The 26,264-nt window shown below is 52.8% G+C and carries 13 protein-coding genes and 9 pseudogenes; 5 read left to right on the top strand and 17 right to left on the bottom strand.

The window, feature by feature from the left end; all coding sequences use genetic code 11:
• Nucleotides 1-162 precede the first annotated feature (162 nt).
• From ptsP to XI25_RS27270, 10 genes and pseudogenes are all read right to left on the bottom strand, one after another.
• Nucleotides 163-1,878, bottom strand: coding sequence for a phosphoenolpyruvate--protein phosphotransferase (ptsP, locus tag XI25_RS27315; protein ID WP_046681052.1), 1,716 nt, complete (start codon nt 1,876-1,878; stop codon nt 163-165).
• Nucleotides 1,871-2,146, bottom strand: a complete 276-nt coding sequence (locus XI25_RS27310) for an HPr family phosphocarrier protein (RefSeq protein ID WP_046681051.1) — start codon at nt 2,144-2,146, stop codon at nt 1,871-1,873. The genes ptsP and XI25_RS27310 overlap by 8 nt, the downstream gene beginning before the upstream one ends.
• Nucleotides 2,147-2,188: 42 nt before the next feature.
• A pseudogene (gene ptsG / locus XI25_RS27305) lies at nt 2,189-4,254 on the bottom strand (glucose-specific PTS transporter subunit IIBC).
• 277 nt (nt 4,255-4,531) lie between these two features.
• Nucleotides 4,532-5,385 (bottom strand): annotated as a pseudogene (gene glcT, locus XI25_RS27300) (glucose PTS transporter transcription antiterminator GlcT).
• Between the two features lie 265 nt (nt 5,386-5,650).
• Nucleotides 5,651-7,088, bottom strand: a pseudogene (locus XI25_RS27295) (SPFH domain-containing protein); the annotation flags it as partial.
• A 3-nt stretch (nt 7,089-7,091) separates the two neighbouring features.
• Nucleotides 7,092-7,627: pseudogene (locus XI25_RS27290) on the bottom strand (protease).
• Between the two features lie 269 nt (nt 7,628-7,896).
• Nucleotides 7,897-9,059, bottom strand: a pseudogene (locus XI25_RS27285) (iron-containing alcohol dehydrogenase).
• Between the two features lie 146 nt (nt 9,060-9,205).
• Nucleotides 9,206-10,789 (bottom strand): UDP-glucose--hexose-1-phosphate uridylyltransferase, encoded by a 1,584-nt coding sequence (locus tag XI25_RS27280; RefSeq protein WP_046681050.1) that lies wholly within the window; start codon nt 10,787-10,789, stop codon nt 9,206-9,208.
• Nucleotides 10,790-10,801: 12 nt separating this feature from the next.
• On the bottom strand, nt 10,802-11,791 hold the full coding sequence (galE, locus tag XI25_RS27275; RefSeq protein WP_046681049.1) for a UDP-glucose 4-epimerase GalE: 990 nt from the start codon (nt 11,789-11,791) through the stop codon (nt 10,802-10,804).
• 1 nt (nt 11,792) lies between these two features.
• A complete protein-coding gene (locus tag XI25_RS27270) occupies nt 11,793-12,971 on the bottom strand; it encodes a galactokinase (protein ID WP_046681048.1) in 1,179 nt (392 codons plus the stop codon).
• A gap of 181 nt (nt 12,972-13,152) precedes the next feature.
• Between XI25_RS27270 and XI25_RS27265 the strand changes: the two genes are divergently transcribed.
• On the top strand, nt 13,153-14,010 hold the full coding sequence (locus XI25_RS27265; protein WP_200901489.1) for an AraC family transcriptional regulator: 858 nt from the start codon (nt 13,153-13,155) through the stop codon (nt 14,008-14,010).
• Nucleotides 14,011-14,110: 100 nt separating this feature from the next.
• On the opposite strand, the gene mgrA is transcribed toward XI25_RS27265, so the two are convergent.
• The 3 genes and pseudogenes from mgrA to XI25_RS27250 form a co-directional block, all read right to left on the bottom strand.
• Nucleotides 14,111-15,115 carry an L-glyceraldehyde 3-phosphate reductase gene (gene mgrA / locus XI25_RS27260; protein ID WP_046681047.1) on the bottom strand — a complete coding sequence of 335 codons (1,005 nt, stop codon included), beginning with the start codon at nt 15,113-15,115 and terminating at the stop codon, nt 14,111-14,113.
• A gap of 129 nt (nt 15,116-15,244) precedes the next feature.
• Nucleotides 15,245-16,019 (bottom strand): annotated as a pseudogene (locus tag XI25_RS27255) (NAD-dependent protein deacylase).
• A 24-nt stretch (nt 16,020-16,043) separates the two neighbouring features.
• Nucleotides 16,044-16,812: pseudogene (locus tag XI25_RS27250) on the bottom strand (HAD family hydrolase).
• A gap of 285 nt (nt 16,813-17,097) precedes the next feature.
• Between XI25_RS27250 and XI25_RS27245 the strand changes: the two are divergent.
• The 3 genes and pseudogenes from XI25_RS27245 to ilvD all read left to right on the top strand — a co-directional run bounded on the left by XI25_RS27245 (nt 17,098) and on the right by ilvD (nt 20,645).
• Nucleotides 17,098-18,138, top strand: a complete 1,041-nt coding sequence (locus tag XI25_RS27245; protein WP_046681046.1) for an acyltransferase family protein — start codon at nt 17,098-17,100, stop codon at nt 18,136-18,138.
• A 131-nt stretch (nt 18,139-18,269) separates the two neighbouring features.
• Nucleotides 18,270-18,485 (top strand): annotated as a pseudogene (locus tag XI25_RS27240) (KGG domain-containing protein); the annotation flags it as partial.
• Between the two features lie 486 nt (nt 18,486-18,971).
• The gene (gene ilvD, locus XI25_RS27235) at nt 18,972-20,645 is read left to right on the top strand and encodes a dihydroxy-acid dehydratase (protein ID WP_046681045.1); all 1,674 of its coding nucleotides are present in this window, start codon (nt 18,972-18,974) and stop codon (nt 20,643-20,645) included.
• 76 nt (nt 20,646-20,721) lie between these two features.
• On the opposite strand, the gene XI25_RS27230 is transcribed toward ilvD, so the two are convergent.
• Complete coding sequence (locus tag XI25_RS27230) at nt 20,722-21,903, bottom strand: polysaccharide deacetylase family protein (RefSeq protein ID WP_327204868.1); 1,182 nt, start codon at nt 21,901-21,903, stop codon at nt 20,722-20,724.
• On the bottom strand, nt 21,851-22,114 hold the full coding sequence (locus XI25_RS36590; protein ID WP_327204867.1) for a polysaccharide deacetylase family protein: 264 nt from the start codon (nt 22,112-22,114) through the stop codon (nt 21,851-21,853). The genes XI25_RS27230 and XI25_RS36590 overlap by 53 nt, the downstream gene beginning before the upstream one ends.
• A 144-nt stretch (nt 22,115-22,258) precedes the next feature.
• Between XI25_RS36590 and XI25_RS27225 the strand changes: the two are divergent.
• Nucleotides 22,259-23,445: pseudogene (locus XI25_RS27225) on the top strand (AI-2E family transporter).
• 69 nt (nt 23,446-23,514) lie between these two features.
• Here the strand turns inward: XI25_RS27225 and XI25_RS27220 are convergent.
• Both XI25_RS27220 and XI25_RS31685 read right to left on the bottom strand, forming a co-directional pair.
• Nucleotides 23,515-24,927, bottom strand: a complete 1,413-nt coding sequence (locus XI25_RS27220; RefSeq protein WP_235440456.1) for a peptidoglycan D,D-transpeptidase FtsI family protein — start codon at nt 24,925-24,927, stop codon at nt 23,515-23,517.
• A gap of 777 nt (nt 24,928-25,704) precedes the next feature.
• Nucleotides 25,705-26,088 carry an IS110 family transposase gene (locus XI25_RS31685; RefSeq protein ID WP_052759780.1) on the bottom strand — a complete coding sequence of 128 codons (384 nt, stop codon included), beginning with the start codon at nt 26,086-26,088 and terminating at the stop codon, nt 25,705-25,707.
• Nucleotides 26,089-26,264: the final 176 nt, after the last annotated feature.

Genomic DNA, 26,264 nt, shown 5'->3' with positions numbered 1-26,264 from the left:
GACTGCCCCGGAATCCGCGGCCAATTCAAACGGGATTTCGGAGGCAGTCCCTTCGTCTTTCCTATCCTAAAAAAGAAGCATCCGTCCACAAAGAACGAATGCTAATAAAAGATGCCCCTGAAAAATCCGGATTCGTCATCCGATTAAATTTTACAGCCCAAACTAGTTGGCCGCAAATTGATTGACCAGCTCGACGACTTCCTCAGCCGTTCGCATTTGCAGCGCTTTGGCGGCCAAGTCCTCCATTTCGGCCTTCGACAGCCGTGAAATTTGGCTGCGGGCCGGCAGGATTGAAGTTGCGCTCATGCTGAATTCATCCAGGCCCAATCCGAGCAGGAGCGGAATGGCCGTTGCGTCTCCCGCCATCTCTCCGCACATGCCGGCCCAGCGGCCTTCACGATGTGCCGCATCGATGACCATTTTCACCAGGCGCAGGATGGCCGGGTTGTATGGCTGATACAGGTAGGAAACCTGCTCGTTCATCCGGTCCGCAGCCATGGTGTATTGAATCAGATCGTTGGTGCCGATACTGAAAAAATCCACTTCCTTCGCAAACTGATCCGCCATTACGGCAGTCGAAGGAATCTCAACCATAATGCCCAGTTGGATATGCTCCGAAACGGCGATCCCTTCGGACAGCAGCTTTGCTTTTTCTTCTTCGAGCAGTGCCTTTGCTTGACGGAATTCGCCCAAGGTTGCGATCATCGGGAACATGATGCGAAGGTCGCCGTGAACGCTCGCCCGCAGCAGTGCCCGAAGCTGGGTTCTGAAAATATCCTGGCGTTCCAGGCAAAGACGAATCGCCCGGAATCCAAGAAACGGATTCATCTCCTTCGGCAGATCCATGTAAGGAAGCTCTTTATCGCCGCCGATATCAAGCGTGCGGACGACGACCGGCTTTCCCTCCATTTTTTCCAACACCGTTTTGTAGGCATTGTACTGGATTTCCTCGGAAGGAAGCTTATCTCTTCCCATGTATAGGAACTCCGTGCGATACAAGCCAACGCCTTCGCCGCCGTTATCCAAGACGCCTGCAACGTCATTCGGCGTGCCGATGTTTGCGGCCAGTTCCACATGGACCCCATCCTTGGAGACGGTCCGCTCGGTACGAAGCTTTCTCCATTCCTCGACCTGCTTGGCATAGGCCTCCTGCTTGCCGCGGTATTCGGAAACGGTTGCCTCTGACGGATTGATCAGCACATGGCCCTCCAAACCGTCCACGATAACCAGGTCGCCGCTCTTTACATGGGAAAGAACGTTCTTGGTTCCGACCACGGCCGGAATTTCAAGCGAGCGGGCCATAATGGCGGAGTGGGAAGTTCGGCCTCCGATATTGGTCGTGAAACCTTTGACAAAATTCCGGTTCAACTGGGCCGTATCCGAAGGCGTCAGGTCTTCCGCAACGACAATGACTTCCTCGCTGATTTCCGACGGACTTACATAGGTAAGGCCAAGCAGATGCTTAAGGATTCGTTTGGTCACGTCCCGCATATCGGCCGCGCGTTCCTGCAAATAGGCGCTTTTCATGTTCAGGAACATTTCGATGAATTGCCCCGCCGTTTCGTTAAGCGCATATTCGGCCGTAACCGATTCGGCAGCGATCTTGTCCTTCACCGGACTGATCAGCTCCGGATCGTCAAGAATCAGAAGATGAGATTCGAAAATCTCGGCCTTCTTCTCTCCAAGCTCCCGAAGCGTGCGCTCTTTAATGGCTTCGAGCTCCGATCTGGACTTATCCAGCGCGGCATCAAGTTTGACGATCTCCCCGTTTACGTCCTCCGCTTTTTGGTAGGACACGGAATAATCCGGATGTTCCAGGATGAACGCTTTAGCGATGGCGATTCCCGCCGATGCCGCGATCCCCTTAATGTTATTCATTGAGCTCTCCCAGCCCTTCGTTAATCATCACCTCGGAAAGAGCGGACAATGCGTCATTCTCGCTTGGTCCTTCCGAAATCAATGTCAAGGTATCTCCTTGCTCCAATCCGAGGGAAAGAACGCCCAGGATCGATTTCAACGTTACTTTTTTGCCGTTGGCTTCCGCAAAGGATTCCGTATCTTTAAATTTGTTGGCCGTGTTCACCAGAGCTGTAGCCGGACGTGCGTGGATTCCATCCTCATCGATAATTCTGAATGTTTTTTGCATTGTTCATCATCCCTCTTTCTTGTTTTTAATTACCCAAAATAATTATTTTATTGTAATGATATTGGGTTCCCCGGTTTTGACGACGCCCGTCTTATTCAGTGTCACCGACACACCCTCCGGAAGGTTGGAGAAAATAACGGGCGAAATGATGGAAGGCGCATGTTCTTTCACATACTCCAGGTCTACCTCCATGATCGGCTGTCCGGCCGATACAAGGTCGCCTTCCTGAACGAGGACTTTGAAGCCCTGTCCTTTCAATTTTACCGTATTTACGCCAATATGGACGAGTACTTCCTTGCCTCCGTCCGACATAATGCCGACGGCATGCTTGCTCGGAAAAACATTGAACACTTTACCGAAAACAGGCGAAGAAATCGTCCCGTCATGCGGAAGAACAGCAAATCCGTCGCCCGTCATCCGTTCGGAGAATACAGGGTCCGGCACATTCGAGATGTCCATCAACTCGCCGTTGACCGGAGAGACAATGTCCTCCATGATCACGGCGTCTCCGTCCTGCGCAGCCTGCTGCTCTACAACGGCCGGTTTGCCCTCCTCGGAGGCAGGTGCGGCCGGTGCCGGTGCCGGCGCAATTCCGGACATAATGTCCTGAATTTGGGACTTGATCGTATCCGATCGGGTACCGAATATGGCCTGCACATTGTTGCCTACTTCCAGAACCCCGGAAGCGCCGAGCTTTTTCAGGCGTTCTTTGTCCACTTCCGCCTTGTCCTTCACTTCAACGCGAAGGCGCGTAATGCATGCATCGAGATGGGCGATGTTACGCTGACCGCCAAGCGCCGTCAGAATGTTATAAGGCAATTCGTCTTTGCCCCCGCCTCCGGTGCCTGCACTCTCATCGCTTGCCGCGGCTTCTTCCCTTCCGGGTGTCCGAAGGTTAAACTTGCGGATAACAAACCGGAAACCGAAGTAATAGATCACCGCCATGATCAAGCCGACGATAATGACGTTCCACCAAGCGTCCGGTTCGGGATCACGCCGAAGATCAGGTAGTCGATCAAACCGCCCGAGAACGTCATGCCGATTTTCGTTCCGAGGATATGCATGGTCATAAAAGACAGACCCGCGAACACCGCGTGAACCGCAAACAGCAAAGGCGCCACGAAAAGGAAGGAGAACTCGAGCGGTTCCGTGATTCCCGTCAGGAAGGATGTCAGCGCTGCGGATCCCATAATGCCCGCGACATATTTCTTATGCTCGGGTCTCGCTTCATGGTAAATCGCCAGCGCTGCGGCCGGAAGACCAAACATCATGAACGGGAACTTGCCTGTCATGAACGTGCCTGCCGTAAATTCCACGCCGTCGCGAAGCTGCGCCATGAAGATGTTCTGGTCGCCGCGCACCAATTGTCCTGCGTGGTTAACGTACTCGCCGAATTCAAACCAGAAAGGCGAGTAGAAGATATGGTGCAACCCGAAAGGAATCAATCCCCGTTCCACCACGCCGAATACAAACGCGGACAGGGTCAGGTTCTGCTCCAGCATGAAGTGCGAAGCTGCGTTCAGGCCTGATTGGATCGGCGGCCAGACGACCGTCATGAGCAAGCCGAGCAGTACCGAGGCAGCCGCCGTCATGATCGGGACGAACCGTTTTCCTGCAAAAAAACCTAAGTAGGGCGGAAGCTCGATTTTGAAAAATCTGCGGTACATGCTTGCTGCAAGCACGCCGACGATAATGCCCCCAAACACCCCGGTGGCCAGCGTCGGGATTCCGAGCACGCTGGCGTAAGCCTGATCCGTACCGATCATCGCAGGCGTAACGCCGATGACCGAGCCCATGGTCACGTTCATGACCAGGAAACCGATGATTGCTGCCAGTCCCGCAACGCCTTCCCCCCCTGCCAGACCAACGGCCACGCCGACGGCAAACAGGAGTGACAGGTTCGTAAAGACGATTTGACCCGCATTCATCATAACGGTAGCGGCCGATTGAACCCAAGCGGTATCCAGCCAAGGTGCATATTGCAGGAAGTCGGGATTCACCAGCATATTGCCTATCCCGAGCAGAAGCCCGGCTGCTGGCAAAATGGCAACGGGTAGCATGAGAGCTTTACCTACTCTCTGCAAAACGCCAAAGAGCCGTTTAAACATGGTATTTCTCCTTCCATCATGTGGTCGATTCTGGGTGTAATGGTAAAACTTCAAACCAAAAAAAGGCACAAGCATACACCAGAATCCTGTTTGTTTTCTTACCCTAGGTTACCCGGAAAGGGATAGAAACAACCAAAAATTTCTGTCATATACTCATGCCTGATCGAATCAGTTACACGTTTTTGATTTGGAGTTTTGTTGAATTACTGTCCGTATTGTATCATCCTGCCCGTCGGGCTGCAAGGGATTTATGCCCTCATTCGCCAATCTTCACGAATTATTCACCTTGTTCTTTCCGCTGGGCCAGCCGCTGGAGATGAATCGTAAGGTATCCCACTTCCGCCGGATAAACCGGTTTTTTTTAACCGGACCTCCATGATTTTTGTGAGCTTCCAGGCCAAAGCGTACATTTCCGGATACTCCCGCTTAAGCAAGCCGTCCAGCGAATCCGTTTCTTCGACGGCCTCTCCCCGCCTGATTCTCTCAAGCGCAAACCGCAGATGGGTGATGAGTCTTGAATAATCCAGCGAATCTCTAGGAATGTTGTATTCCAGCTTATCCTCGACGGTCTGCACAAGGTCCGACACCAGCTCCGAATATTTTCTGACCTCCGAAATATGCTGGTTCGTCAACGCCCCATGAAAATGCAGAGCGATAAATCCGGCCTCTTTCTCCCCAAGATCCACGCCAAGACGATGTTTGATCGTCTCGACCGCATATTCCGCCATCTCATACTCTTCGGGATAAAGCTCTTTGGTTTCAAACAAAAAGGGATTATGGATATAAAGTCCCTGGGCATGGCGTTTGACGGCAAAAGCGATATGGTCGGTCAAAGCGATATGGATATGCTCGTTCATCGGCCCGGAGCCGGTTTTGGAAGCGTGAAGAATGATTTCATTGACGGCTTCAATGAGCTGCTCATCGACCTGCGGCACGAGCTGTTTATATTGTTCCTGCTCCTCGGGCTTCGTCAGGATGAACATTTTTTTCAACGGCTGACAGCGGTATCAAATCTTTGGCTTTACGGTTAAATCCTATGCCTTTACCGATGACAACCACCTCATCGTGCCGGGGATGTTTCGCGATAATGACATTATTGTTCAATACTTTAGCGACTTGTAAACTGCTCACGTCCGCACCTCTTTTTAGATAACCCTATACCCGCAATCTTAACAGAAATCGCGCTGCTGGGCAAAAGGGCATTTTGGCTTTTCATCCTTAAGCTGCAGTGCCCTAGACGTAACCGTTTATCGTAAATCGGGCAGCCCTGTTCTGTGTCCAGAGCTGCCCGATTCTTTGGTTTTATTCGCTTTCTTTGGCTGCGCCGACCTCCATGACCGCAGGCTCCGGCTCGATGACGGCCGGCTTCTGAACCGGCAGCCGGGGCAGGCCGCTTCGTCAGGCCTTGGATCAGCTGCTCCACATCGATCCCCGATACGCTTTTCAACATTTCCGGCGCGGTGGACATCAGCTCGGTCACGTAGTTGCTGACGCGCGCAGCGCCCTCGCCTTTGCCGGTATCCACGACGGTCAGTTTATCGATGGACGAAATCGGTTGAGCGATTTTCCCTGCCAGCTCAGGCAGCATTTTGACGATGATATCCAGCACGGCGGCTTCCCCGAACTTTTGGAACGCCTCGGCCAGCTTCTCCTTGGCCTCCGCTTCGGCCAAACCGCGCAGCCGGATGACCTCGGCCTCCGCCGTACCTTTGGCGCGTTCCGCATCGGCTATCGCCTGTCCTTCGAGGCGTTTCTGCTCTGCCGAAGCTTTAGCTTGCGTTTCAATGGAATATTGAAGCGCGTCTGCTTCGCGCATCTTGCGGGCTTTATCGGCTTCGGCCGCCTGCTCAACCGCATAACGGTCGGCGTCCGCTTTTTTCTTCACTTCAGCGTCATACTGCTTCTGACGAACCATAATTTCCTTTTCCTGTAGATCGATTTCGCGTTCTTTCCGGACGAGTTCCACCTTCATTTGCTCCTCGACCATCGTCTGCTTGGCACGCGCCTCCTGGATATGGTAGGCCTGGTCGGCTTCCGCTTTCGCCGTATCCTGTTCCTTCTTAAAAGATGCAACTTTCAGTTCCTTTTCCTTAGCCGCTTCCGCAATATTCGTATCACGCAGCAGTTCGGCCTTCTGTCCATCCTCTTCGGCGCGTGCCTTCTGGATCCGCGCGTCCCGGACCGCTTCGGCTTCGGCGATCTCGGCATCCCGTTTTACCGTCGCAATGCGGGGCTTACCAAGGGCTTCCAGATAACCGTGCTTGTCGCGGACGTCTTTGATGGTAAAGGATACGATCTGCAGACCCATTTTTTTTTAGATCCCGTGCAGCCACGCCTTGTACTTCCTGCGCGAATTTGTCCCGGTTCCGGTACACTTCCTCAACGGTCATCGATCCCAGAATCGCACGCAAATGACCTTCCAGAACCTCCTGCGCTTCTCCCTTCAGTGCCTCGATCGGCTTGCCCATGAACTGCTCGGCGGCCGTCGCCACGTCTTCGATCGAGCTTCCCACCTTGATGATCGCCACGCCGTCCGCCATCACCGGAACGCCCTGCTCCGTATAAACCTCCGGCGTCATGACATCCAGCTTGTGGGACAAGAGCGACACGAACTCCGACTTCTGGAATACCGGCAAGATAAACGCGCCGCCGCCTCGGACGATTTTGATTTTGCGGCCGGATTCATCCTCGGAAATGTTTTTGCTGCCGAGAAACGAACCCGTTACGATCATGGCTTCATCCGGACTAACCGTTTTGTAGCGGGCCCAGAATGCCAGCCCCAGTACGATAATAACGCCAACGACAATGGACGGTATGACCAAAAATTCAGGCATGTTTTACATCTCTCCCTTTCGTTCTTCCAGCTCGGATACACGGAGGACGCCGTCGGACACTTCCACCACGACGACCCGAACCCCGGCGGCCAGCGGTTTTTTTGTCAAAACTGGAGGCGATATGTAGCGTATTTCCCGCGCCGACCCTCACCATGACTTCGCCATACCCCTGTTCAGGCACCGGCACCGTAATCTCCCCGATTTTTCCGGCCATTTCAAGGATGGAAAAGCCCGTGGAATTCTCGCTGTTCTCCATCGGCCGCACATAACCGAAATACACCGCAATCGAGATCAGGACCGCAACCAATACGGATATCAGAATCTGCGGCAGAGCGGTTAGCTCCGTGTACTTTGCAAGCATGACTCCGGTGCCTCCGAAAACCGTCACTCCCGCGGCAAGCACGACCGGTTTAAAAAAAATCAACCGATAAAAAATCGAGCATGCCGTCGAGCGCTCCGCTCAATACGTCCCCCAGCAGCACCGTTACGACCGCGAACAAAACCCCGCCGATCAGACATCCCCAAAAAAGCGCCTCCATTTTGACTGCCTCCCCGAAGTTTCCTTACTGTATATAACAATTCATACGTAATAAAGTTGGCTTCGTTTCAAATATTTGCCTGAAATCCGTGGTTCTCTCTCGGGAAAATCAAGCCTTGACTGGTTTTGCGCAAGTAGAAACGACTTCGTTGTCCTTCCAGGGACGATAGCTTTTCCCCGATACAGCCAAAAAAGGCTGTGCCCTTTCAGAATGTTCTGATCAGGCACAGCCTACCCATAGTTCAAGGCAGCATGTTTATTCTAAAGAGATTATAGCGACATCTTATAGATTTCAACGACATCCTCGCGCTGCAGCTTGCGGAAGTTGCCGAACGGCCCAAAGCGCACCGTCTTCTCAGCCATAAGATCGATGTCTTTTTCATCAATGCCGTAGTCCGCCAAACGGCTTGGGGCCCCGATCGACTTCCAGAAATCGCGCAGTGCTTGGATGCCTTCCAGACCGGCCTCCTTGTCCGTCTTGCCGGCGGGATCAATGCCGAACACATGGACGGCCAGCCGCTTGAAGCGCTCCGGATTCACGTCAAGGTTGTATTTCATCCAGTTCGGGAACAGAATGGCCAGCCCCCCGCCGTGCGGGATGTCATGAACAGCCGACACGGCATGCTCGATGTTATGGGTTGCCCAATCCCCCCTCAGCCCCATGCTGATCATGCCGTTCAGCGCCATCGTGCCGCAGTACATGATCGTTTCGCGGAGCTCGAAGTTTTCGAGATCCCGATCAGCTTCGGCGCCGTTTCGATCACCGTTCGCAAAATCGTTTCGCAAAAGCCGTCCTGCACCGGCGTATTGGTCTCCGGATGGAAGTAATGCTCCAGCACGTGCGACATCATGTCGACCATGCCGTAGACCGTTTGGTCCTTCGGCAGGGAGTAGGTATGCTCCGGATCCAGGATCGAAAAAGCGGGATACGCATGCTCGCTGCCCCAACCCATCTTTTCTTGGGTAGCCTCGTTGGTAATCACGGAGCCGCCGTTCATCTCCGAGCCGGTAGCCGCCATCGTCAGCACCGTTCCCAGCGGGAGGGCGTCCTTAGGAACCGCTTTGCGCTCGACGAAATCCCACATATCCCCTTCATACTTCGCACCGACGGCGATGGCCTTCGAGCAGTCCAGCACGCTGCCGCCGCCGACGGCCAATATAAGCTCGATGCCGTGTTCCCGGCAGAGTTCCACTCCGCGGTGTACCGTGGACAGACGGGGATTCGGCTCCACGCCGCTCAGCTCCGTCACTTCCGCTCCGGCTTCGGCCAGGAGGGAGATGACGCGGTCATATAACCCGCTGCGCTTGATGCTGCCGCCGCCGTATACCAAAAGCACTTTCTTGCCGTATCTCGGAACTTCGGCTGTCAGTGCGCTCAGCTTGCCTTTGCCGAAGATCAGCCGGGTCGGATTATGAAATTCAAAAGGTCCCATTCGTTTCAACCTCCATCAACAGTATTGTATGGTTGTCTATACGTTTTCAGCTTTCCCATTATACTATCTTTCACCACGGCAATACAAAATCAGCCGCAGCTTGCGGACCGGAAGCTGCGGCTGAACAAATATGTTGCTGATCGGGTTTACAAGGAAACAAACCCCATGCTTTCAAGAAAGCGGACGAAGGCGTCCCGGCCTTCCGGCGTGTGTTTGTATACGCCTGCCTGCTCAAGAATGGCCGTAAAAATGCCGCCCACCTCGCGGCGGATCAAATCCGCGGCCTGATCCTTGGCCAAGGTCGTCCCCGCTGCCGCTTTAAGCCGTTCAACCCAGTCCCTGTGCACGGCAAGCGGGTGTTCTTCGGCCCTGGAAGCTTTATCCAGCTCGTCGTCGCCGGCCAGAATGGCGGCGATTTGATCCAGCTCCGTCTTCAGTCTGCCCGGCAGAATCGCCAGGCCCATAACCTCGATCAGGCCGATGTTTTCCTTCTTGATATGAAACATTTCGCGGTGCGGGTGGAAAATCCCTTCGGGATACTGCTCGCTCGTACGGTTGTTGCGAAGCACGAGGTCCATCTCGTAACCTCCGTCTGCGCTTCGTCGCGCAATCGGCGTTACCGTATTATGGCGGACCTTCTCCCCGTCCGTTTCGCTCCGGGCTTGGATATCCACGGAGGCGTCGCTGTACCCCTTCCATGCCTCATAAATGTCGTTTGCGCATTCCAGCAGGGCCGAACGGTCCTGCGAAGTCAGCCGGATCACCGACATCGGCCAATGGACGATGCCGACGGATACGCCGGCGTACGATTTATGTTCGAACGAAGCCAGCCTTGCCGCTTTTTGAATCGGGAAGGTGTGCCGCCCCCCCTGAAAATGGTCATGGGTCAGAATCGACCCGCCGACGATCGGCAAATCCGCATTGGAGCCCAGGAAATAGTGCGGATAATCCTCCACGAATCCGAGCAGACGGGCCAACGTGTCTTTCGTGAGCTTCATCGGGACATGGTCATGATGGAACACGATGCAGTGCTCGTTGTAATACACATAAGGCGAGTATTGGAAAAACCAGTTTTCGCCGTTCAGCTTCAAGGGGATGATTCGCAGGTTTTGGCGGGCCGGGTGATTGATCCGTCCGGCATAACCGACATTTTCCCGGCACAGCTGGCATTTCGGATAAACCGGCGGCGGGAGAAGTTTCGCCATGGCGATTTCCTTCGGGTTTTTTTCCGGCTTGGACAGGTTGATCGTAATTTCGATTTCCCCGTACTCGCTGTGATGCTTCCAGTATTCGTTCCTCGCTACCCGGTCCATGCGGATGTAGTTGCTGTCGATGCACAGCTTGTAAAAATAATCCGTAGCCGCTTCGATTCCCGACTCCCGTTCCAAACGAAGAAATTCGGAAACCACTTCCGAAGGACGGGCCAAAAGGCGCCCCATGATTTTTGCGTCCAAGAGATCACGGTACGTGTCGCTATTATCGGGGATAAGACCTTTAGCGGCCGCGTAATCGATCAGCACGTCCAACATCGGCTGAGGACTCTCCGGCGTCTCGTGATCCGGCCGTCCCTCGTAAGGCTCGCTGAAGCCGAAATCTTCAAGCAGCAGGTTGCGGCTGTAATCATGGTCCGCCTCTTGAATTAATCCGTGCCGGAGCGCGAACCGAACCAGATTCTCGATGGCACGTTTAGCTTGAGCAGGCTCGGGAGTTCTTGCTGTCTGGTTGTCCATGGTCTGTCCCCCTTAGTTGTCGCCGTAACCGTTGGGACGGCTGTCGTGCCATTTCCAGGCGCTTGCGATGATATCCTCAAGTTTGACCCGGGTAGGCTTCCAGCCCAGGATACGGCGCGCTTTCTCGGAGGAGGCGACCAGCACGGCAGGATCTCCCGCACGGCGCGCCTCCATCACGACCGGAATGTCGCGCCCCGTGACTTTCTTCGAGGTCTCGATGACTTCCTTGACGGAGAAACCGAGGCCGTTGCCGAGGTTGAACACGTTGCTCTCCTCGCCGCGGCGGAGATATTCGACCGCCCGGAGATGGGCATCCGCCAGATCGCTTACGTGAATGTAGTCGCGGATGCAGGTACCGTCCGGCGTCGGATAGTCGTCTCCAAAGACGGAAATAAAATCGCGCTGTTTCAGGGCCGTCTGAAGCACGAGCGGAATCAGATGGCTTTCGGGACGGTGATCCTCGCCGATGGCTCCGCTGGCATGGGAACCGGCCGCATTGAAATACCGCAAGGAAACGTATTTGATGCCCAGCACCTGATCGAACCAGGACATCATTCTTTCCATCATGAGCTTGGTTTCGCCGTACACATTCGTCGGCTGCGTGCGGTCCTTCTCCTCAATCGGCACCTTTTCCGGCTCGCCGTACGTTGCGGCTGTCGAGGAGAACACGATTTTGCGGACCCCCGCTTCATTCATCGCTTCCAGCAGGCAGAGCGTGCCGTATACGTTGTTGTCATAGTATTTGACAGGATTTTTCATGCTTTCTCCCACGAGGGAATTGGCCGCGAAATGAATGACGGCATCGATTTCGTTTTCGGCAAACAGACATTTCAGCAGCGCTTTGTCGCGCAAATCCCCCTCATAGAGCTTGCCGCCCAACAGGGCTTCGCGGTGTCCTGTCTCCAGGCTGTCGACGACCACGACCTCTTCCCCGCGTTCCAGCAATTCAGCCACGGTATGCGATCCGATATATCCTGCTCCTCCGGTTACCAAAATCGCCATTTTACAACGCCTCCTTTACTTCATGCACGCCCTGGCCTACGCCGCATACATAAAAGTCCGGCTTCAGCCCCGTTCTTGCCTCATAATGCTTCCCGACTTCCTGGGTGACCTTCTCCACATGATCCTCATGGACCAAAGCCACCGTACAGCCGCCGAAGCCGGCTCCGGTCATCCTGGCGCCCAAGGTGCCCGGTTCGCGCTGGAATTCCTCGACCATCGCGTCCAGCTCGTCTCCGGTTACTTCGTAAAGATAACGCAAGGAGTCGTGGGACTGGTTCATATACCGTCCGAAGGCGTCCAGGTCATTGTTTTTCAGCGCTTCAACCGAATCGAGCACGCGCTGGTTTTCTTCCACGACATGCCGGGCGCGCCGCCTTACCGTTTCATCCGTAATACTGTCCTGGAGCGTCGCGAACTGCTCCGGGGTCAGCTGAGCCAAAAACTGAAGGGCCGGAAGTTCCTTCTGCAGCATTTCAAGCGCCCGGTCGCATTCGCCGCGGCGTTCGTTGTACTTGGAATCGACCAGCCCGCGGCGTTTGTTCGTATTGGCGATCACGATTTTGTAACGCCCCGTCTGAAAAGGCACCAGTTCATATCGGAGCGTGTCGCACATGAGCAAAATCGCATGATCCTTGCGCCCGTTCGCAACCGCAAACTGATCCATGATCCCTGAATTGACGCCGACGAATTGGTTTTCCGCCCGTTGGGACAGCTTGGCGATTTCTACCGTATCGGTGTCGCGTCCTTCCATGGACAGCAAGGCATAAGCCGTTACCACCTCGATGGAAGCCGATGAAGATAAGCCGGCGCCGTTCGGAATATCGCCGTGGTACAGCAGATCATAACCTTTTGTCAGCCTGCAGCCGAGTTTGTCCAGTTCGACCATGACGCCAACCGGATAGTCGGTCCATTGCCCGCTTTTTCCGCCAAAGTTCTCGCTGATGCGCACATCGGCTTCATGCGGCAGATTGGTCGACGCCAAAGAAATCACATCGTCGTCCCGCTCCCGGATCACAAGCGTCGTGCCGAATTCCAGCGCCGCCGGAAGCACGTAACCGCCGTTATAGTCCAGATGCTCTCCGATCAGATTGACCCGTCCCGGAGCATTGAAGACCCGAAGCTGCCGCTTGCTGTCCCCGTATTTTTCTTCAAATTGTTGTACCAACTGCTGCTTATTCATCCGATGAATCACTCCATCCTGTAGGTATGGTAGTACTGATACTCCCAGTATAAAAGAATCTTCCTGGCACGGTAATGCAGTCTTGTGTGTTACATATGGATAAATGTGACCTCGCATAGTACAATGCAAGTAATTAAAATCCAATGAACCGGCATTGACTATATAAGAAGGAGAACCCGCCATGATTGGAAAAGAAAGTTATTCCGTCGATTCCAACCCTGTTGCTCCGCTTCGTGGCGACAAGCTGCATGTGCTCTTCGCCGGCGAAAGCCAAACCAAGCCCGGGCATGCGCTCGGCCCGAAAATTTATGACTATTACCTGCTTCATGCCATCGAATCCGGGAAAGGCATTTTCCGGACGGAAACCGAAGTTTACGAGCTGGGAGCCGGAGATTGTTTCCTCATCCATCCGGGCCAGCTGGTCAGCTACGTTTCGGATTCCTCCCAACCTTGGCGGTACCGTTGGATTGCTTTTTCCGGGGAATCCGCCCTGTCCTTGACCGAAGCTTCGGCACTCGTCCCGGACTATCCGGTGCTTCACAATGCCGGACAAAGCCAGGTTCCGGTTTATATTCGTCATATCCAGGAGAGCTTCCACGGCAAACAGGAAAGCGCGCATACGGCCGCCGTCGGTTATCTTCATCTGCTGTTCGCCGAGATGATGAACCGCAGTGACCGCCCGTCTACCTTAACCATGGCAGAACCCCAGGTCCAGCGAACCGTCAAGCAGATGATCAGCTATATGGCATCCCAGTACGCCCATCCGGTCTCGATCGAACAAATGTGTGCAAGCCTGGGCTATAACCGGGCCTACTTGTCCCGAATTTTCAAAAAGGAAACCGGCCTATCGCCGGTGACCTACCTTCTGAAGTTGAGAATCGATCAGGCCAAACGTCTCCTCCGCGAGCGGCCCGAACTTTCCGTCGAGCAAATTTCGGCCTCCGTCGGTTTGACGGATCCCCTTTACTTTTCGCGCCAGTTCAAACGCTTCTGCGGACAGTCCCCGACCGGTTACCGCAAAGACATTGCCGATAACTGACGCCTTCGAACGAAACAGCCCGCTTTTCTCAGGCCGAAAAGCGGGCTGTTTGATTCAGTATGCTGTTCGTTTCATTCATGTCTTGTTTCCGGTAGCAAGCTTAGGCTTCGCTATCCGTTTTCAAAATGGTTTCGATGCGGTCCAGCTCTTCCTTGGTAAACTCCAAATGATTCAATGCGGCCACGTTATCCTCGATTTGGCTGACCTTGCTCGCCCCGATCAGGGCGGAAGTCACCCGGCCTCCGCGAAGAACCCACGCCAAGGCAAATTGGGCCAGGCTTTGTCCGCGGGCGGCAGCCATCTGATTCAGCGCCCGGATCTTCCGCAAAACTTCCGGCGTAATATTGTTTTCGTTCAGGAATACCGACGGGCTGGCCGCACGGGAATCGTTCGGTATCCCGTTCAGGTACTTGTTGGTCAGCAGTCCTTGGGCCAGCGGGGTAAAGGCGATGCTGCCGATCCCGTTCTGATCCAGCACATCCAGAAGCCCGTTCTCCACCCAGCGATTCAGCATGGAGTAGCTAGGCTGGTGAATGAGCAGCGGGGTGCCCAGGCTTTTCAGAATCGCGGCCGCTTCCTGCGTTTTCTCGGGCGTATAATTGGAGATGCCTACATACAGCGCCTTGCCGGAGCGGACAATGTGATCGAGAGCCGTCATGGTTTCTTCCAGCGGCGTATCCGGATCCATGCGATGGTGATAGAAAATATCCACGTAATCCAGTCCCATCCGCTTCAGGCTCTGATCGAGGCTGGATACCAGATATTTGCGCGAGCCCCAATCCCCATACGGCCCCGGCCACATGTAATATCCCGCTTTGGACGAGATAATAAGCTCATCCCGGTACGGCTTCAAATCCCGCGACAGCACTTTGCCGAAGGTCTCTTCTGCCGAACCGGCAGGAGGACCGTAGTTATTCGCGAGATCAAAATGGGTGATGCCCAAATCGAACGCCCTCGTAATCATGCTCCGTCCGTTTTCATACGTGTCGATGCCGCCGAAATTATGCCACAGCCCGAGGGAAATGGCCGGAAGTTTTAAACCCGACCGGCCGCACCGGTTGTACTTCATACCCTCATAGCGGTCTTCGCTAGCCACATAAGTCATCTGCTATCCCCTGCCTCTCTTCATCTCTTAAGTGTCCAATAAGTATGATTAACCTAATCTCAGCATGCCGAAAGAACCTTCCGACTAGAAAACGATTACAATTCCAAGGCGATTTTCGGCATTCTGCCGTTAAATGTCTTTTCGCAGCAGGCCGCTGATCTGCATCATAACCTGACCAATGCGGTCGGAGATTAAAAGCCCTGCACGATGATCATACGGTGTGGGGTCCCTGTTGAGAAGGGCTGTTTTGCCGCCGTGAAAATAAGTGACAAGCTCCGCCGCCGGATGAACCGTAAGCGAGGTGCCGCCGATAATGAGCAGGTCCGCAGTCGATATTTCCTGCACCGAGCGAAGCAGGACTTGCTGGTCCAGCTCCTCTTCGTACAACACAACGTCAGGTTTGATAACGCCCCCGCATGCCGGGCAGCGCGGAACCGTCTCCGGAATGCTCAGAATATCGTGCAGCGAATAAAAACGGGAACAGTCCATGCAGTAGTTTCGATGAATGGATCCGTGGAGCTCCAGCACTTCGGTACTTCCGGCCGTTTGATGGAGACCGTCGATATTTTGCGTGATGACCGCTTTCAGCTTCCCTTCTTGCTCCAATCTCGCCAGCAGCTTGTGGCAGCCGTTCGGCTCGGCATGGGGATGCAGCATTTTGCTGCGGTAAAAGTCAAAAAAAAACTTCCGGATGCTCCATAAAAAACGTATGGCTGAGCATAATCTCGGGAGGATACGGGGAATGGTGTTCCGTTTGGTACAATCCCGCAGCCGATCTGAAATCGGGAATTCCGCTTTCCGTCGACGTGCCTGCTCCTCCAAAAAATACGATATAATCGCTTGCCTCGATCCATGTGGCCAATCTTTCGATCTTTTCCCTGTTCTCCACTCCAAACACCTCCATAACAGCGCCAAAAAATAATCCTGATTAATAGGCTAACGTAATTTCATTATAATCGGTGATGACCGTATCGGCATCTATGAGATGCTCCGTTTCGCCGTCCCTCTCATAGAGACCGATCGCGACGGCAGCCCCGGCCTGTTTGGCCATTTGCATATCCCCGTTGCTGTCGCCAATTACGGCAGCTTCCCCGGGTTCAATGCCAAGCCGACGGCAGGCGACTTCCGCCATTTCCGGATCGGGCTTGCCGTTTCGGACCTGATCGCGTCCGATGACCTCCGAGAAATAATTGCTTATCCCCATCCATTCCAAATGCTCTAGGGCAGCAGACGTCGTATCCGAGGTGACGACAGCCATTTTTATGGATGCTTTCCGGCAGGATTCCAAAAATCCGTTCAATCCCGGCATCGGAAATGCCGGCTTGCTCTGGCGGAGCTCGTACATCGCATTTTTCGTAATTTGATTTACTTGAAGGATTGCCTCATTCCAGGGCATGCCTGCAGCGTAAAGCTGCCAAGCCAATATGCCGTTCGTTTCCTCCACCGTTCCCATGGCGAGCGGCCCCCGGACATCATAGGAGGTTGCTTTTCCGTCCTCTCCGTTAAACGTTCCCAGCACTTTTTCCTTGGGACCCGTAAAACCGGCGCCCATCAATTCAAGCCGTTCTTCCAAAAAAACGCAAAACATAGTCGGAAAAGCCGCCCCATAAAGACATAAAATGAAGCAGTGTCCCATCCTTATCGAACAGTACCCCCCGGCAGGGCACCTTAAACTGATTTACCTGCAGTATCGGCAAGCCGTATCCCTCCCTTTTATTCGATCATACTCTTTCTAATTAGAAATGTCTCCTTATTCTTCCTTTCCTTTTTAAAACAGAACGAAGGTTCGAGAACTCCCCGTCTTCAAGGGTTTGACACATTTGAAAACGTTGACAGCGGAATACTTTGTGATTTTTATCACCTACCATTCTCCTTAAAAGGAGTAATTTTAAATTGTAAATGGATTAAAGGATCAAAAGTCCTGTCATACGGATCACATAGAGGCCTGCAGCTATTTAGAAAAAAGGCCGTGGAGGGAAACCATGAACCGCACCATTGAAGAAAAAGGGGAAACGTTTTTCCTGAATCTCCGATTTATGCTGATCGTTACCGTGCTTGTCGGCAACGCCATCGAACCGTTAATTAACCGCATGGGCAGTATTCACGCACTATATCTTTGGATATTCACGTTTCACATGCCCTTGTTTGTCTTGGTAACAGGTTATTTTGCCAAGAAATCGATCTCGGGTCCGGCGGGCCGCAAAACGCTGCTCCAGATCGGCATGCAATACGTCATATTCCAGAGCCTGTACTCGCTGCTCGATGCCGCCGTTTTCCATGTGGATGACGTCCACCGCTCGTTCTTTGCTCCTTATCTCCTGCTCTGGTTCCTGTTCAGCCATTTCTGCTGGCGCCTGATGTTCCTGTCGCTGAGCCGCTTGACGGCTGCCCGTCAGCTGATCATTGCCGCAACGCTTGGCATATTGGCGGGATACCTTCCGGTTGATGGGGTCTGGCTCAGCATCAGCCGTACGTTTGTCTTCTTCCCGTTTTTTGTGGCGGGATATCATTTTTCTTTTGAAGCTTTCAGGCAGCGCTTTAGAACATGGATCAAAGCTGCCGCAGGCATCGTCTCCATCGCTTTGTTTACCGTGCTTGGCTTGTGGGGCAGCGAGCTTCCGGCCGGCTGGCTCTATGGCAGCATGACCTATATGCAGCTTGGACACGAAGTTTGGTATGCCGGTCTGTTCCGGATCGCCGTTTACGGGCTGCAGTTTATCGCATCCGCCGCTTTTCTGGCCTGGGTCCCTATGGCATCAGGCCGAATAACGGACCTGGGGCGACGCACGCTGTACGTGTTCCTTCTCCATGGATTCATTATTCGATTCGCCGATTATTCGGGACTTCACGAATCGATCTCGAACATTTGGGGCGCGATCCTGCTGATCACTGCGGCGGTTATGTGTGCCGTACTGCTTGCCCATCCGGGTTTAAAGCGTTTCTTCCATTATGTTATCGAACCGCCGGTGGATGGACTCCTCCGTTTGGAAAACGTGGCCTTACGCCGCTTTTTTGTAAGATAAACCCACTTTCCTTCCAATCTTTAGTCGTTTTCTTTGTTTCATGACAAGTTAGCTGTGGTAAGTAAGTCTTGCGCACAGCAAAAACGACTGAGAAGGAGTGATTCTTGTGGCACGAAATAAAGGCGAAAAAAATGTCAAGAGAAGAAGCCGGCCGTCTGGGCGGCGAAGCTACCGCCAAGAAGCATAACCGTGAATTTTACCAGGAAATCGGCAAGAAAGGCGGGCAAGCTACATCAAAGAATCATAGCCGCGAATTCTACCAGGAAATCGGCCAAAAAGGCGGCGAAGCCACTTCCCGCAACCACGACCGTGAATTTTACCAGGAAATTGGACGCAAAGGCGGAAAGAAATAATTTCTGCCGCTTTCAGGGAGGCCCGCTCTATCTAAGAGCAGGGCCTCTTTTTCATAGATGTAGAAATCATAAGTTATCAGCGGAGCTGATGGAATTCTATATCGCAAGAAAAAACTTCCGCTATATGCGGTCTGTCTTCTAAGAAAGCACATCGATAGACGTTTTTCTTAAGAGATAAGAGAGTATAGACTTCAGAGGTTGGCCATCCTTATCTCGCAAGAAAAACTTCTGCTATATGCGGTCTGTCTTCTAAGAAAGTACATCGATAGACGTTTTTTCTTATAGGACAGCCAAGCTCTCCTTCCCTGCTTCCCTATCCAAAATCGAGTAGAAAAACCTGCCTGTTTGTGATAGACTCATATAAAATCTGATTCGTCATTACAGTTACCCGGCTGCTTTGCCGGTGAACCGCGCTAAAGCGCGTTGTAGGACAATTTTGGGAGATCTGGGGGGAAACCGACATCATGGCAGCTAAAAAAAATGCGTTCAGACATGATTAAAAAGGGCTTTGACCGGGCGCCGCACCGCAGTCTGCTGCGTGCCGCCGGCGTAAAGGAAGAAGACTTCGATAAACCGTTTATCGCCGTATGCAACTCTTATATCGACATCGTCCCGGGCCATGTCCATCTTCAGGAATTCGGCAAAATCGTTAAAGAAGCCATCCGTGAAGCGGGCGGGGTACCGTTCGAGTTTAATACCATCGGCGTGGACGACGGGATTGCCATGGGACATATCGGCATGCGCTATTCGCTGCCAAGCCGCGAGATCATCGCCGATTCCCTCGAAACCGTCGTATCCGCTCACTGGTTCGACGGGATGGTATGTATCCCGAACTGCGACAAGATCACTCCCGGAATGCTCATGGGCGCGCTCCGCGTCAACATTCCGACCATCGTCGTCAGCGGCGGCCCGATGAAAGCCGGCGTGGACAGCAAAGGACGCCGATTGTCCCTGACTTCGGTATTTGAAGGCGTCGGCGCCCATCAGGTCGGCAAGATCGACGACAAAGAGCTCCTGGAGCTTGAACAATACGGATGTCCAACCTGCGGCTCCTGTTCCGGCATGTTCACGGCAAATTCCATGAACTGCCTGTCCGAAGCGCTGGGGCTTGCCCTTCCGGGCAACGGCACCATCCTTGCGGTCGCGGAAGAACGCAGAGAGTTCGTCAAACAATCCGCCCGTCAGCTGATGGAGCTGATCAAAATGGATCTTAAGCCGCGCGATATCGTAACGCGCGAAGCAATCGATAACGCGTTCGCCCTCGATATGGCCATGGGCGGCTCCACGAATACCGTGCTTCACACCCTTGCGCTTGCGCATGAAGCCGGCGTCGACTACCCGCTGGAACGCATCAACGAAGTTGCGAACCGCGTCCCGCACATTTCCAAGCTGGCTCCGGCTTCCGATTACTTCATCGAAGACGTTCATACGGCCGGCGGCGTCAGCGCGGTTCTGAACGAGCTGCTCAAGAAACCGGGCGCCCTGTTTGGCGACTGCATCACGGTATCCGGCAAGACGCTGGCTGAAAACGTGGCAGGCTGCGAGATTAAGGATACCAACGTCATCCATCCGATCGACCAGCCATATTCCGAGCGCGGCGGTCTGGCCGTATTGTACGGCAACCTCGCACCCGAAGGTTCCATCATCAAAGTCGGCGCTGTCGATCCATCCGTCGGCGGCTACCATAAAGGACCTGCCATCTGCTTCGATTCCCAGGATGAGGCGCTGGAAGGCATCGCGAACGGTAAAGTGAAGGAAGGCATGGTTGTCGTGATCCGCTACGAAGGCCCTAAAGGCGGACCGGGCATGCCCGAAATGCTTGCCCCGACCTCCCAGATCGCCGGCATGGGACTTGGCGCCAAAGTCGGCCTGATCACGGACGGACGCTTCTCCGGAGCTTCCCGCGGCATCAGCATCGGCCATATCTCGCCGGAAGCGGCTGAGGGCGGCCCCATCGCTTTCGTGGAGAACGGAGACATCATCGAGCTGGATCTGAACAACCGCCGGATTCATCTCGAAGTGAGCGATGAAGAGCTTGAGAGAAGACGCGCGAGCAACTGGAAAGAGTTTGAGCCGAAGGTCAAAACCGGCTACCTTGCCCGTTACTCCAAGCTCGTTACGAACGCGAGCAACGGCGGCGTCATGAAAATCTAAGGTAAGAAAGAGCTTATTTTTAACTTATAACTCCAATGTCGAAACTTAAAAACCCGCCTCTTTTCGAGGCGGGTTTTTAAGATGAGAACCCGTGCGGCGCGCTTGAAATCGGCAGTTCGCCGATCTCCTGTTCTTCTTCCGCAGGTTCATGCTTGACGGAACGGCAGGGCCGTTTGTCTTTTTCGGCATATCGGCCTATAAGCACATCCACCGGCATCATGAGTATTTTCGGCTCCATAACGCGCCTGCCTTCCTTCAGCCGGGCTTGGCCTTTAGGATGAATCACGCTCAACAGCAGCTTCAGATAAATCCGGGTTGTCCTTGCAAAGATTCCGGGAGGCAGATCCTGAACGATAAACCCGAACTGCTCCGGCCCCCGCGTGATCATCGTTACCGCATATAGTCCTTTGATGTCGCTGAACTCCGGCCGTTCAACCACCATATTGGCCAACGTCGGAAGGTCCTTCTGAACCGCCCGGATCATTTGAATGGCCAACTGTACTTCGGAACGCGACCGGCTTCCGATATGAAACAGCTTTTTATTGTCAAAATGAAGCTCCAGCACCTGGTCCCCTTTTTCTAGGCTGCTTCCGTCCTCCAGCTGCAGCGTCCTGCCCTGATAAGGGCGGCGACGGAAGTGAAGCATCGGGTCCTTCGGCGTAACCGTCTCCAGATGGAACATGACGTGAAAGACTTTTTCCCAAAGTAGCCATAAGGAGACGAACAAACGTTTCATCAAGGACAGGTTCTTCTTTTTCTGAGCCTTATTTTCAAGGTTGATCATATCGTCTACCCTAATGCTTTTCAGATCTTTGCGTTCCGCTTCCTGCAACACCTGCTCCAGAGCGATCAGCATTTGTTCGGGCGCTTCGGGGTTGGCTCCCATTGTGGTTCCGCAGTCATGCAGAAGCATCACTTCACCCGGCTTAAGCTTGCGGAGCATCCGTTTGACCAGCTTGTCGGAGCCCGTTTTACTGCGCCAATCCCCAAACATCGCCGACCACAAGACGATCCGGTATCCGCTGTTTTTGGCGAAATCGAACAGATTGACGATTCCCCACGGAGGTCGGTAAAAGGTTGGCCGCTCGCCCGTAGCCTCAAATATGATGTCATCCGTCCGCTTCAGCTGCATTTTTACGGTTTTGGGCCGCATCAACCAATTGCTCTTATGCGTGTAGTTATGAATTCCGATTAAATGTCCTTCTTCATGGATGCGCCTCACGATATCCGGATGACGCTCCGCATGGGAACCTACCAAAAAAAAATGTTGCCTTCATGTTAAACCGTTTCAATAAGTCGAGCAGCCGGGGCGTGAAGATCGGGTCCGGCCCGTCGTCAAACGTTAAGGCAAATTCCTGCCGCCCCGTTCCTTTCCGGAATACTCTGAAACCAAAAATCCGGGTGATAATCCCGGGAATAAAGGCATAAAAAGTTGAAATGTAAAACAGCCCAAGCAGTATATTCTGCATGCCAACTCCCCGCTTTTTCTTTATCTTTTTTTGGCATTACACTATCTAATATTTTAACATACCTTAAAAGAAATAGGCGTTTTTTTTCACAAATCGTGTACAATGAAATCAATCATTAAAGTATAAAGGAGAGAATACCGATCTATGCTTCCCCTATACAAAAAATATTGGAGGACCTTCTTTGATATAGCCATGATCGTGTTGACCGTTTTTCTGGTCATGTTCGCTTTCAGCAAGCTGTATCAGATCGCGGCCCCCGTGTTCTTGTCATTTATCGTTTTCTGGATGATCGAGCCGATCGCGCGTTTTTTCCACCGCCGGGGGATGCCCAAAATTTATGCATCGGCAATTGCGTCTTACTGTTTCTCCTGATTATACTGGGAATATTGTTCGGCGCAGGGGCAATCATCATCTCGCAGATTATCCAACTCCAGGACTCCCTTCCCTTTTACACGCGCATCATTCAAGAACAATTCGCATCTTTGGTCGTCTTTCTGCAGGCAAAGCTTGAAGCTCTTCCACCGGATATTACGGCCCGCATGAACGAGTATTTTCAGGATATTACGAACTTTGCCACAAAAGCAGCTCAGTCGGTTTTATTTTCCGTCGTTGGTTTTATGGGTACGTTCACTACCTTTATCACCCACTTCGGCATCGCCATCGTACTCGCGTTTTTCCTGAGCACGGAAATCGGCAGCTGGCGAAAAATCGCCCATGACAAGACCCCTAAGACGCTAAAAACAGCCTTTCATTTTTTGAAAGACAATGTGTTCAAAGCGATCGGCTCCTACTTGAAGGCACAGCTCAAGCTGATATCCATAACCTTCGTGCTCGTATACATAGGCTTGCTCATCCTTGGGACGGGCAACGCCTTGTCATTGGCCTTGATCTGCGCGCTGTTTGATTTACTGCCGCTGCTTGGCGTCCCGGTCATCTTTATTCCTTGGATCGTATATCTGTTTGCGACGGGCGATGTCGGCATGGCCGTCGCACTCATTATACTGTTGGCCGTTGTCATGGTGACGCGCCAACTTGCGGAACCGAAAATTATGGGCAAATCCCTCGGCGTGTCCTCGGCGTTTCTTATGCTGTCGTTCATGATCATTTCGCTATCCGTATTTGGGGTAGCCGGACTGATTCTTTCGCCGATCTTGATGATCCTCTTGAAGGAGCTGCTTCAGCAGGGTTACTTGCAGCAGTGGATTCGGCTGCCGCAAGAGGAATTCGTTGTTTCTCCTTTCGAGGTAACCAAACCCGCCGAGGATACGGTGCATCCTTCCAAAACCTCGAAGGAGGCTGACAACTCGGCAACAAAATCGTCACCCGAATGAGCTTTATGTCTTTTTTGAAAAACGTTAGCGGCCTTTCCCCGGCAGATCCGGTTGAAAGGCCGTTTTTTCTTATCGGCTTGAGTTGTCTGCCAATGCCAACAAATCCATAACCTGTCCGAACAATTCGGTTGCAAGATGACGGCTGTTCGGCTTTACATTTTCCACAAGAACGGCCACCGAGTAACGCGGCTGTCGGACAGGGCCGTATCCGACAAACCATTGATTGTTTCGCGGGATGCCATTAACCACGGTTTCCGCCGTTCCCGATTTTCCGGCTAGTTTCCAGACGGACCGCCCGAGGGATCGACCTGTCCCTTGACGGACAACATCCTCCATCCATTTACGCAGGGTATGATACGTCTCGCGGGAAATGGTCTCGCCTGCCTCCGTGACTCTCATCGGCTGAAAGGATTGGAGCTGTTGACCGTTAGCATACGAGATGCTGCTGACGATCCGGGGTCTGATGACCTTTCCGTCATGCAGTAAGGTAACCATCAGATTTGACGCCTGCAGCGGCGTAACGGAAGCGTCCCTCTGCCCTATCGCGGTCTGAACCCGGGCACCCGCGTCCTTCGGGTCTGTTGATGGGAGAAATACGGTCCCGCTCTCCTCATGATCCAGCGGCTTGAGAAGCGGCAATCCCAGCACGTTATCCGCTTCCCACCCTATGCTTCTTCCCAACCCCAGCTTATTGGCCGTATCCTGGATCTGCTCCGAGGTTAAACGTTCGGCGAGTTCAGCGAATGCCACGTTGCAGGATTCCGCAAAAGCCTGACGCAAATTGATTGTGCCGTGCCCTCCCGTTTTCCAGCAGGATAACCCGTATTTTCCGTATTCGCCGCTGCAGCGGAACTTTTCCTTGCCTGAAGTCACCCCGGCTTCCAAAGCCGCAGCAGCCGTTACGATTTTGAATATCGAGCCGGGAGGGGCTGACTGAAGCGCTTTATTTCCCCACTGGCCCTCCTTCGGATGAATTTGCTCGGGATTGTAAAACGGTCGGGAAACCATGGCGAGGATATCTCCGTTTGATGTATCCTGTACCACCACCGCCCCTTCCATGATTCCCGCCTTTTCCATCAGCTTTTCTATTCCCGTCTGAATTCGGATATCCACCGTGGCCGTAAAGCGAAGCGGATAATAGGGGTTGGTTGAAGCTTTGACCATAGGCTTCATTTCGTTGATGATCCGGTTTCGGCCATCTACGGGAAAATAAACGACGGTAGGACCGGTACCCTGCAGCAGGGCATCCAGCGTTCTTTCAAGCCCGCTTGTTCCTTTCACCCCTTCATAGTCCCGGTAAAACAATTTCTCTTTCCTTTGGCCGGAAATAAAGCCCAGCCACTGCATCCCGGATTCCCGGTTTCCGTATCTTTGCTCGAATGGAAGCACCTGCAGATTCGGCAGATCCAGATGTCCGATGCCATCCTTTTGCGCCTCGTTCAAGGCAAGCGGAATGGCGCTTCCTTCGGCATGCCACAGCATGGGTTCCTTTAATCCCTCCCAAACCGTTTTTTAATCGTTCCGGTCGAGTGTTTAATAGTTCAGCCGCTTGACGAAGTACATCCTTGGAGATCCTTTGATCCCCGGATTCCGGGAACAGGACCGCAGCCCAAACCAGCTTTCCTGTCAGCGGATATCCGTTCCGGTCGGTAAAATGCCCGCGCCCGCTATCCAGAACGAGCCCGCGTTCCCGCTGTAGAAGCGACGCTTCCAACAAAGTATGGCGGCTCCCGGGCTGTTTTTGATTTTTCATGACCAGCTGCACCCAAGCAAGCCTGCAGACCAGCAGCCCGATCAGCGTGGCAAGTGCTATCCAGGCGAAAAAAAATGCGACGGTGACGGTTCACCCTCATGACGTCCCTCCAACGAAACCTTTAAGTGAATATTCAACAAATTCGGATTTCAGCACCTCTATCAACATCCTTCCCCAGCTAACCTGTTCGCAATCTCAGGGTGACAAGCAGATCATAAAATCCTCCGTTATCAGGGCCGGCATGCTCACTGGCAGTCGGTTGAAGAATCCGTTCCCTGCCCGACCCGCAACGAAAAAACCAGCTAATGGTTTGTCAAGTCAAGCTATTTGAAGCGAAAGAAATTTGTTATACTGTAAGAAAGCATACGAAATAAACCTCCATATAAATGGAAGTTTATGGATTTTGGGACTATAAAGTGTAGGGTTGCCTTTTTTTGAGCATAGCGTAGATGTGATGTAATAACTTGTTGGCGCAAGCAATCACAGCTACTTTATGGGGCTTCCCTTCACTTTTTTTTCTTGTCATAGTACTCTCTAATACGGAGATTTAGATCTCCTCGTAGACCACAGGTTACTGCTAAATAAACTGCACGTCTTAATCGTTTGGAGCCACGTTTTGTTATTCGGTTTTGCGTTGCTACAAACTTGCCTGAACTAAAGACACTGGGATCAAGGCCAGCATAAGCTACTAGTTGCTTCGGATGCCGAAACTGCGAAGCATCACCAATTTCAGCAGCAATAGAGGTTGCCAGTTTTGTACCTACTCCTGGAATGGATTCTAAAAGTTGAACTTCTGCTATCGTTTCAGACAGTTCTAATATGATTTTTTCTAGTTCAGCTAGTTGGTTTTGCAAGTCACGGATAACCGTTAGCATACTGCGCAGAGCCATTTCTAATCCATATGGGACATGCTAACAGGATTATCCTTTATAGCTACGTTTAAATGCTCAATCTTACGGTTCATCCAATCTTCAGAACGAGCAGCTTTAGTGGATTCTCTTACGACCGCAGCCCAAGTATTATGGTCTCGCTCCTCAATGCCTTTTGGCGAGAGACACATTTCTAG

The organism is Paenibacillus sp. DMB20, from assembly GCF_000987955.1.
Classification (GTDB): Bacteria; Bacillota; Bacilli; order Paenibacillales; family Paenibacillaceae; genus Paenibacillus_AQ.
Note: the sequence above shows the minus strand (reverse complement) of the source record. Positions and strands in the feature narration are given on the sequence as shown.